We start from the raw sequence: 8,949 nt of genomic DNA on the forward strand, positions 1-8,949 counted from the left end.
CACCGGACCCGGCCGCGACGAGGTACCAGACCCCCGCCTTGAGCACGAGGCCCAGCGGCTCGATCGTGCGCTCCACCTCGGTCGCCCGCTCCCCCGCCCCGCGCCGGTAGCGCACGTGCAGGACGTGCTGCGACCACAGCGCCTCGGCCACCGTCGAGAGCGCCGTCACCTCGCGCGGGGTGTGGAACCACCCCGGGGCGTCGACGTGCACGCGCTGGGCCACCATCGCCGCGTGCGCACGCAGCGGCTCCGGCAGCGTCGCGAGCAGCTTGGCCTGCGCCCCGGCCAGTGCCGAGCTCAGGCCCAGGTCGGCCAGCACCTGGGGCGCGGCGACGCCCAGGATCGCGGCCGCCTCCGGAGCCGTCAGCCCGTCGAGACGCGAACGCCACCCCTCGACGAGCCGGATCCCGCCGGACGGGCCGGGTTCGGTCCACAGCGGCACGCCGGCCCCGGTCAGTGCGGCGACGTCGCGGTAGATCGTGCGCTCGGAGACCTCCAGCTCCGCGGCCAGCTCGGCCGCGGTGGCCGCGCGGCGGCGCTGCAGCACGAACAGCAGGGTCACCAGACGGGATGCGCGCACCCCGGTGATCGTGCCGCACCGGCGCCGCGCAGAGTGTGGCCGTGCAGCCCGCGATCGAGACCCTGAACAGCAGGCAGGTCTACGCGAACTCCTGGATGACCGTCCGCGAGGACGGCATCCGGCGCGCGGACGGCAGCGAGGGCGTCTACGGCGTCGTCGACAAGCCCACCTACGCCCTGGTCGTCCCCCGCGACGGCGACCGCCTGCACCTGGTCGAGCAGTTCCGCTACCCGGTCGGGGAACGGCGCTGGGAGTTCCCGGCCGGGACCGCGCCGGACCGCGCCGACCAGGACCCCGCCGAGCTGGCCGTGCGCGAGCTGGCCGAGGAGACCGGCCTGAGCGCCGGGCGGATGGAACGCCTCGGCACCCTCGACGCCGCTCCCGGGCTGACCAGCCAGCGCGGGCACGTCTACCTGGCCACCGAGCTCACCGCCGGCCCACCGCGACGCGAGCACAGCGAGCAGGACATGCGGGCGGCCTGGTTCACCCACGCCGAGTTCGACGACATGATCGCCCGCGGTCAGATCACCGACGCGCAGAGCCTGGCCGCCTACACGCTGCTGCGCCTGCACGACGCCCGGCTCCCCCGCTGAGGGCGGGACATCAGAACCCGGTCAGCGGCAGCGCCTCGACCCGCCGGAAACCGGGCCGCTCGACGAAGCGGATCTCCTCGACCGGCACCGCCGGGCGCAGGTCCGGGAAGCGGGTGAACAGCGCGCGCAGCGCCACCTCCGCCTCCTGGCGCGCCAGCGCCGCCCCCAGGCAGTAGTGCGCGCCCTGCCCGAACCCGAGGTGTCCCTCGCCGCGCCCGGCCTCCCGCTCGACGTCGAGCCGGTCCGGGTCGGCGAACTCGCGCGGATCGGTGTTGGCCGAGACGACGACGGCCTGCACCGGCGCCCCGGCCGGGACCGTGGTCCCGCCCAGCTCGACGTCGGAGACCGCGTAGCGGGTCTGCAGGATCTGCACCGGCCCGCGCAGGCGCATCAGCTCGTGCACCGCCTGCGGCCACAGCGTGTCGTCGGCGCGCAACCGGTCGAGCTGGTCCGGCCGCGACAGCAGCGCGAGCACCGCGTTGCTCACCAGGTGCGCGGTGGTCTCGTGCCCGGCGATCACCAGGGCGATCACCATCGTGACCATCTCCTTGTCGGTGAGCCGGTCCCCGTCGTCCTCCTGGGCCTGCACCAGCGCCGTGAGCAGGTCGTCGGCCGGCTCGGCCCGCCGGCGCGCGATCATGTCCTGCACGTGCGCGACCATCTCGCGCAGCGCGACCGGCATCGCGTCGCGGTCCATCCCCGACAGGTCACGGCCCCAGCGGTGCCACTGCGCGCGCTCCGGCTCGTCGATCCCGACCAGCTCGCAGATCACGGTGATCGGCAGCGGGTAGGAGAACGCCTCCACCAGGTCGACCGGGGTGCCGCCGGCACCGGCCGCGGCGAGGTCGTCCAGCAGCGTCGCGGCGATCTCCTCCACCCGCGGGCGCAGCTCGGAGACCCGGCGCACCGTGAACGCGCGCGAGACGAGCTTGCGCAGCCGGGTGTGGTCGGCGCCGTCGGAGTTGAGGATGTTCTGCGCGAGGTAGTCGGCCATCTCGTCGGGCAGCCCGAGCTTCGCCATCAGCGCGGCGCGGATGTCCGGCCCGCCCGCGGTCGCCGGGTCGTTCGCGAAGCGCGGGTCGGTGAGCACCGTGCGCACGTCGGCGTAGCGGGTGACCAGCCACATCGGCGGGCCACCCATCATGCTGGCGGTGAGCACCGGCGCCTGCTCCCGGAGCCGGGCGTAGCCGGCGTAGGGGTCGGAGAGCAGGTCCGGTGCGAACAGGTCGACCGGCTCGGACACGGGTGTGGTGGTCATCGGGTTCCCCTTCTCCTTCTGCGCCCGGGGTCACCGGGCGCGGCGTTGCCATTCGGCGTCGATGTGCGCGACGAGCGGGCGGTAGAGGGCCGCCACCGAGGGCGCGAGCGCGGTGACGGCGGCGGGGTCGGCGGCGGGATCGGCGGGGCCGCGCAGCAGCGAGCGCAGCGTGTGTTCGAGCAGTGCCGCGCGGCGCGCCGGGTCGGCGGGGGCGAACGGGTCCGCCTCGGGCGGGGTACCGGCGGCGAAGAAGAAGCCCGTGGTGACCGCGCCGTAGGCGTGCACCTGTTCGTCGAGCGGCAGGTCGGTGGCCACCAGCCCGGCCCCGCGCAGCAGCCCGAAGTGCTCGCGTACCGCTTCGTCCCGGCGACGGCCGAGCTCGCCGAGCGTCCCCGCGGCCTCCTGGGCCAGCCGGCCGAGTACCTCCGGGTCACCCAGGTAGAGCACCCGGGCCAGGTCGTCGCCCTGGAGCAGCTCGTAGACGAACCGGACCATCCCCCAGGGCAGGCTGACGGCCGGGTCGCCCTCCATCCGCTCGGCCAGCTCGGCGAAGATCCGGCGCCCGGCACGGAGCAGCACGGTCAGGAACAGCGCGTCCTTGGTGCGGAAGTGCAGGTAGACGGTGCCCTTGCCGATCCCGGCGTGCCGCGCGACGTCTTCGATCGTCACCCGCCGGTAGCCCCACCGCAGCAACAGCTCCGCGGCGGAGTCGAGCACGCGGTCGGCCCGCTCGTCCGCCTCCGGTCCCGCCGGTACCGCCGTCATCCCTACCTCCGTGACGCCATGACCAGATTCGAAATCTGGTCATGCGGTCACGGTAGACCCGGCCGCGCCGGGTGTCGAGATACCGTTGCCACCATGGCCGACTACGAACACCTGCTGGTCAAGAACGAGGGCGACACCGTGCGGATCACGATGAACCGCCCGCAGCGCCGCAACTCGCTCACCGAGGGCCACCTGCGCGAGCTGCTCGACGCGTTCGAGTCCGCGGGCCGCTCGGAGGCGACCGGGATCGTGCTGGCCGGCGAGGGCAAGGCCTTCTCCTCCGGGCACGACTTCGGCGACGTGGCCGCGCGCGACCTGGCCGGCGTGCGGGACCTGCTGCGGCTGTGCACCCGGGTCATGCGCACCGTCGAGGACGTGCCGCAGGTGGTCGTCGCGCGGGTGCACGCCACCGCCTGGGCGGCGGGCTGCCAGCTCGTCGCGTCCTGCGACCTGGCCGTGGCCGCGGAGTCGGCGACGTTCGCGCTGCCCGGCGGCAAGGGCGGCTGGTTCTGCCACACCCCGGCCGTCCCGGTGGCGCGCACCATCGGCCGCAAGCGGCTGATGGAGATGGCGCTGACCGGGGACGCGGTCGACGCCGCCACCGCCGCCGACTGGGGCCTGGTCAACTACGCCGTCCCGGACGGCGAGCTCGACGGTCGCGTCGACGACCTGCTGGCCCGGGCCACCCGCGGCAGCCGCTTCTCCAAGGCCGTCGGCAAGCAGACCCTCTACGCCCAGCTCGACCGCCCCGAGGCCGACGCCTACGCGATCGCCGCCGAGGTGATGGCCTCGATGTCGCAGAGCCCCGGCGCACGCGAGGGGATGGCCTCGTTCCTGGACAAGCGCCACCCGGAGTGGACGGACTAGATCGCCCCGGGGGGGGACCCATCACCTAGGCTCCGTCTGTCATGACCGTGGAACTGACGCGCAGGCGCCTGCTGGGACTGGCCGGGGCGGGCGCGGCCGTGCTGGGCGGCGCCGCGGTCACCGGGTGCGGGCGCTCCGAGGGCGATCCGCTGCAGCGGCTGCGGTCGGGCGGCGACCTCCGGATCGGACTGGCCGGCGAGCGGCCCTTCGGCTACACCGACTCCTCCGGCCGGGCGACCGGGGAGAGCCCCGAGGTGGCCCGCGCCGTCGTCGAGGGTCTCGGCGGCCGCGGCCTGGTGGCCGTCCAGGTGGCCTTCGACGGCCTGGTCAACGGCCTGCGCGACGGGCGGTTCGACATGATCGCGGTCGGCCTGTCGATCACTCCGCGGCGCTGTCAGCAGGTCGGCTTCTCCCGGCCCGACTTCGTGGCCGCCACCGGGCTGCTCGTGCGCTCCGGCAACCCGCGCGGCCTGCAGACCCTCGCCGGGGTCCGTCGCAGCGGTGCCGCGCTCGGGGTGCTGGACGGCGGCGTGGAGCAGGAGTACGCGCTGGCCGCGGGCATCCCGGACGCACAGATGACGACGTTCGACGGGCAGAGCGCGCTCTACCGCGGCGTCGCCGACGGCACCGTCGAGGTCGCCGCGCTGACCCGGATCTCGCTGCTGGACGAGGTCCGCCGCAACGCCGCCACCGACGTCGAGGTCACCCGGGGCTTCTACCCGCTGGTCGACGGGAAGCCGGCCCTGAGCGCGGGCGGGTTCGCGTTCCGCTCCGAGGACACCGGGTTCCGCGCCGCGTTCGACCAGGGCCTGTCCGCGCTGCAGTCCTCCGGGCGCTGGCTGGAGCTGACCGCGCCGTTCGGCTTCACCGCCGACAACCTGCCCCCGCCGGGCCTGACGACCGAGTCGTTGTGTGCCCGCTCGCCCACATCCTGACAGGATCGCCGGTATGGCACTGCGCATCGCCGGGCTGAGGGTTCCGGGACCGTCCGACGTGTTGTCCGGCGCGGCGACGGTCGTGGGCTGGACCGGCGAGGCGGCCGAGGTGGTGGGGTCACTGCCGTCCCGGGCGGTCGACCTGCTCGACGACGTCACCGGGCTGGTCGGGCGGATCCACACGATCGCCGACCGGGTCGACGGCCTGCTCGACCGCGTCGACGACGTCGCGTCGCGGGCGGGCAGCCTGATCGAACGGGTGGACTCCGTGGTGGACGAGGCCACCGGCATCGTCGTGCACGTGCAGGACGTGGCCGCGGACGCGGCCGGGCTCGTCGGCCGGGTGAACCCCGTCGTCGACCAGGCCGTCGGGCTCGTCGCCCGCGTCTCCCGGGTCGCCGACGACGCCACCGGCCTCGTCACCCGCGTCTCGACCGTCGCCGACAGCGCCACCGGGCTGGTCGACCGGGTGTCCGTGGTCGCCGACAGCGCCACCGGGCTCGTGGAGCGCGTGTCCACCGTCGCCGACGAGGCGACCGGGCTCGTCAAGCGCGTTTCGGTGGTCTCGGACGAGGCGACCGGGCTGGTGGAGCGCGTGTCCGTCGTCTCGGAGAACGCGACCGGGCTCGTGGCCCGGGTGGACGCCGTCGCCGACGACGCCTCCGGGCTGGTACGCCGGGTCTCGGTCGTCGCCGAGGACGCCACCGGGCTCGTCGCCCGGGTCGGTGGGGTGGCCGAGGACGCGACCGGCGTCGTGCGGGCCGCGAACGCCGTGGCCACCCGCGCCGGGGAGGTCGTCGAGTCGGCCTCGGGCGCCAGCTCGACGGCGACCGAGCTGCTCGACCTCTACGTCCCGATGGCGAAGCGCGCCGCGCCGCTGGCGAACCGGTTCGTCGACGAGCTCTCCGAGGCCGAGGTCCAGGCCGCGATCAAGCTCGTCGACCACCTGCCGGCCCTGACCGAGAGCGTCGAGACCGACATCCTGCCGATCCTGGCCACCCTGGACCGGGTCGGACCGGACGTGCACGAGCTGCTCGACGTGCTCAAGGAGGTCCGCCAGGCGATCAGCGGCATCCCCGGTTTCACGTTCCTGCGCAGGCGCGGCAGCGAGAAGGACGAGGCCTGAGGACCCTCAGCCGAGCCCGTTGGCTCCCCGGATCAGCGTCACCAGCTCGTCCATCATGTCGGTGAGCTGGTAGTTCTTCGGCGTGAACACCGCGGCCACGCCGTCCTCGCGCAACTTCTTCTCGTCCTCCGGCGGGATGATCCCGCCGACCACGACCGGCACGTCGTCGGAGCCGGCGTCGCGCAGCCCGCGCACCACCGACGGCACGACCTCCAGGTGCGAGCCGGAGAGCACCGACAGGCCCACCGCGTGCACGCCCTCCTGCACCGCCGCCGAGACGATCTGCGCCGGCGTCAGGCGGATGCCCTGGTAGATCACCTCGAACCCGACGTCGCGGGCCCGCACTGCCACCTGCTCGGCGCCGTTGGAGTGCCCGTCCAGGCCGGGCTTGCCGACCAGCAGCCGCAGCCGCGAGCCGAGCTCCTCGCCGGTCGCCCGCACCCGCTCACGCACGTCCGCGATCTCCACCGCGGCCTCCCCGGTCGACACCGCCGCCGACACCCCGGTCGGGGCCCGGAACTCGCCGAACACCTCGCGCAGGGCGCCGGACCACTCGCCGGTGGTCACGCCGGCCTTGGCGCAGTCGATCGAGATCTGCATCAGGTTGGACTCGGTCTTCGCGGCGTCGCGCAGGGCCCGCAGGGCCTCGGAGACGGCGCCGGCGTCGCGCGCCTCGCGCCACCTGCCGATCGCCTCGATCGCACCCTTCTCGGTCGCCGGGTCGACGGTGAAGATCGCCTCGGCGCCTTCGGCCTGCAGCGGGCTGGGCTCGGTGGTGTCGAACTTGTTGACACCGACCACGACGCGCTCGCCGGACTCCAGCTGACGACGGCCCTCGGCCAGCGAGCTGACCAGCTCGCCCTTCATGTAGCCGCTCTCGACGGCGGCCACCGCGCCGCCCATCTCCTGCACCCGGTCGATCTCGGCCCGGGCGCCGTCGACGAGCTCGGAGACCTTGGCCTCGATGACGTGGCTGCCGTCGAAGATGTCCTCGTACTCGAGCAGGTCGGTCTCGTAGGCCAGCACCTGCTGCATCCGCAGCGCCCACTGCTGGTCCCACGGCCGCGGCAGGCCCATCGCCTCGTTCCAGGCCGGCAGCTGCACGGCACGGGCACGGGCGTCCTTGGACAGCGTGACCGCGAGCATCTCCAGCACGATCCGCTGGACGTTGTTCTCCGGCTGCGCCTCGGTCAGCCCGAGCGAGTTGACCTGCACGCCGTAGCGCAGGCGTCGCTGCTTGGGGTTCTCGACGCCGTAGCGCTCCTTCGTGATCTCGTCCCAGAGGCGGGCGAAGGCCCGCATCTTGCACATCTCCTCGACGAACCGCAGGCCCGCGTTGACGAAGAACGAGATCCGCCCGACGACGTCGCCGAACTTCTCCGGCGGCACCTGCCCGGAGTCGCGCACCGAGTCCAGCACCGCGATCGCCGTGCACAGGGCGTAGGACAGCTCCTGGGTCGGCGTCGCCCCGGCCTCCTGCAGGTGGTAGCTGCAGATGTTGATCGGGTTCCACTTGGGGATCTCGGTGACCGACCAGGCCACCATGTCGGTGATCAGGCGCAGGCTCGGCGCCGGCGGGAACACGTAGGTGCCCCGCGACAGGTACTCCTTGACGATGTCGTTCTGCGTGGTGCCGGCGAGCTTCGCGCGCACGTCGGCGTAGTCCAGGCCCTGCGCCTCCGCCTGCTCCTCGGCGACGGCGACGTAGAGCGCGAGCAGCCACATGGCCGGGGCGTTGATGGTCATCGAGGTGTTGGCCTCGGCCATCGGGATGCCCTCGAACAGGGTGCGCATGTCACCGATGTGGCTGACCGGCACCCCGACCTTGCCGACCTCGCCCTTGGCCAGCTCGTCGTCCGGGTCGTAGCCGGTCTGGGTGGGCAGGTCGAAGGCGACCGAGAGCCCGGTCTGACCCTTGGACAGGTTCCGCCGGTAGAGCTCGTTGGTCTTCTCCGCCGACGAGTGCCCCGCATAGGTGCGGATCACCCAGGGGCGGTCGCGCTCACGATCGGTCGGGTACGGCACCGGACACCTCCGCGTCGTTGACGGAATCAGATCCTACCGGCGAGTAGGCGCGCAGCACGGCCCGGTCGTCGCGCGTCACACCACAGTGGTCGAGAAACTACGCGAACTGCACGGGAAAGTTCGCACTGGATCGATCCGGCCCCTCCGTCCGGACAGGGGGCCGGGCGGCCGTGAGATGCCGGGCCCCGGCGGCGGCGACCGGGCGCAGCGCGCACAATCGTCGGATGGACGTGCCCCCGTCGCTCATCGAGTACGGCGGGGCCGCCGTCGTGCTCGTCGTGATGGCATCGCTGCTGCGCTGGACGTTCGGGACCCAGAACTCCCGGCGGCCTCCCGTGAACGACCCGGCGGACCCGGTGAACGACGGCCTGCTCGAGGAGGTCTCCCGGGTGCCGACCGAGCCCGCCGCCCAGGTCCTGCGCCGCCGGCTCGCCGAGCAGGGCATCCGGTCCACCGTCTCCCGGGCCGGCGACGACGGCTACCGCCTGCTGGTGTTCCGGGACGAGGTCAAGGACGCCCGGGTCGTGCTCAGCCGCGGCGCCCTGGAGTAGGGACCGACGCCTCGGCGGCCTCCGCTCGCGCCGCGCGCCTCCGGTGGACCGTCCGCACCACCAGGGCGACCGCGAGCCCGGAAACCGCCACCGCGGTGACCGTCGGCCCGAGCAGGTGCGCCGAGCCACGGACCGCCGCCGACGCCGCGCTGCCCAGCCCCACGTACACCAGGGCCCACACCACGGCCCCGATCACCGTGTACCGGGCGTACCGGCGGACCGGCATCGCCAGCGTCCCGGCCACGACCG

At 73.7% G+C, this 8,949-nt stretch carries 9 protein-coding genes and 1 pseudogene; 5 read left to right on the plus strand and 5 right to left on the minus strand.

All coding sequences use genetic code 11. The features are described from left to right. Nucleotides 1-580 (minus strand): YafY family protein (locus I4I78_RS26000; RefSeq protein ID WP_218614126.1); only part of this gene is annotated, 580 nt, incomplete at its 3' end. A gap of 95 nt (nt 581-675) precedes the next feature. Between I4I78_RS26000 and I4I78_RS26005 the strand changes: the two genes are divergently transcribed. Next, nucleotides 676-1,173: an NUDIX hydrolase gene (locus I4I78_RS26005; protein ID WP_218614134.1), complete on the plus strand. Its 498-nt coding sequence runs from the start codon at nt 676-678 to the stop codon at nt 1,171-1,173. A gap of 10 nt (nt 1,174-1,183) precedes the next feature. Here the strand turns inward: I4I78_RS26005 and I4I78_RS26010 are convergent, their stop codons facing one another. After that, nucleotides 1,184-2,431 carry a cytochrome P450 gene (locus I4I78_RS26010; RefSeq protein WP_218614127.1) on the minus strand — a complete coding sequence of 416 codons (1,248 nt, stop codon included), beginning with the start codon at nt 2,429-2,431 and terminating at the stop codon, nt 1,184-1,186. 30 nt (nt 2,432-2,461) lie between these two features. Next, on the minus strand, nt 2,462-3,196 hold the full coding sequence (locus I4I78_RS26015) for a TetR/AcrR family transcriptional regulator (RefSeq protein ID WP_218614128.1): 735 nt from the start codon (nt 3,194-3,196) through the stop codon (nt 2,462-2,464). A 93-nt stretch (nt 3,197-3,289) separates the two neighbouring features. Here I4I78_RS26015 and I4I78_RS26020 point away from each other — a divergent pair, with 93 nt between their 5' ends. The 3 genes from I4I78_RS26020 to I4I78_RS26030 are packed head-to-tail and all read left to right on the plus strand — an operon-like array spanning nt 3,290 to nt 6,124. Continuing rightward, on the plus strand, nt 3,290-4,063 hold the full coding sequence (locus tag I4I78_RS26020; RefSeq protein ID WP_218614129.1) for an enoyl-CoA hydratase-related protein: 774 nt from the start codon (nt 3,290-3,292) through the stop codon (nt 4,061-4,063). A 41-nt stretch (nt 4,064-4,104) separates the two neighbouring features. After that, the gene (locus I4I78_RS26025; RefSeq protein ID WP_218614130.1) at nt 4,105-4,998 is read left to right on the plus strand and encodes a transporter substrate-binding domain-containing protein; all 894 of its coding nucleotides are present in this window, start codon (nt 4,105-4,107) and stop codon (nt 4,996-4,998) included. Nucleotides 4,999-5,011: 13 nt separating this feature from the next. Then, complete coding sequence (locus I4I78_RS26030; protein ID WP_218614131.1) at nt 5,012-6,124, plus strand: hypothetical protein; 1,113 nt, start codon at nt 5,012-5,014, stop codon at nt 6,122-6,124. 6 nt (nt 6,125-6,130) lie between these two features. Here the strand turns inward: I4I78_RS26030 and I4I78_RS26035 are convergent, their stop codons facing one another. Further along, nucleotides 6,131-8,149, minus strand: coding sequence for a protein meaA (locus tag I4I78_RS26035; protein ID WP_218614132.1), 2,019 nt, complete (start codon nt 8,147-8,149; stop codon nt 6,131-6,133). 224 nt (nt 8,150-8,373) lie between these two features. Between I4I78_RS26035 and I4I78_RS26040 the strand changes: the two genes are divergently transcribed. Then, entirely contained in the window at nt 8,374-8,700 is a 327-nt protein-coding gene (locus I4I78_RS26040; RefSeq protein ID WP_218614133.1) for a hypothetical protein, read from the plus strand. On the opposite strand, the pseudogene I4I78_RS26045 reads toward I4I78_RS26040, so the two are convergent. After that, nucleotides 8,678-8,949 (minus strand): annotated as a pseudogene (locus I4I78_RS26045) (hypothetical protein); the annotation flags it as partial. The gene I4I78_RS26040 and the pseudogene I4I78_RS26045 overlap by 23 nt on opposite strands.

The organism is Pseudonocardia sp. KRD291, from assembly GCF_019263595.1.
GTDB lineage: Bacteria > Actinomycetota > Actinomycetes > Mycobacteriales > Pseudonocardiaceae > Pseudonocardia.

What these genes read in the sequence shown, in the direction of transcription:
- I4I78_RS26005 (WP_218614134.1), top strand. Translation starts at nt 676, where the DNA reads ATGACCGTCCGCGAGGACGGCATCCGGCGCGCGGACGGCAGCGAGGGC.
- I4I78_RS26010 (WP_218614127.1), bottom strand. Translation starts at nt 2,431, where the DNA reads ATGACCACCACACCCGTGTCCGAGCCGGTCGACCTGTTCGCACCGGAC.
- I4I78_RS26015 (WP_218614128.1), bottom strand. Translation starts at nt 3,196, where the DNA reads ATGACGGCGGTACCGGCGGGACCGGAGGCGGACGAGCGGGCCGACCGC.
- I4I78_RS26020 (WP_218614129.1), top strand. Translation starts at nt 3,290, where the DNA reads ATGGCCGACTACGAACACCTGCTGGTCAAGAACGAGGGCGACACCGTG.
- I4I78_RS26025 (WP_218614130.1), top strand. Translation starts at nt 4,105, where the DNA reads ATGACCGTGGAACTGACGCGCAGGCGCCTGCTGGGACTGGCCGGGGCG.
- I4I78_RS26030 (WP_218614131.1), top strand. Translation starts at nt 5,012, where the DNA reads ATGGCACTGCGCATCGCCGGGCTGAGGGTTCCGGGACCGTCCGACGTG.
- I4I78_RS26040 (WP_218614133.1), top strand. Translation starts at nt 8,374, where the DNA reads ATGGACGTGCCCCCGTCGCTCATCGAGTACGGCGGGGCCGCCGTCGTG.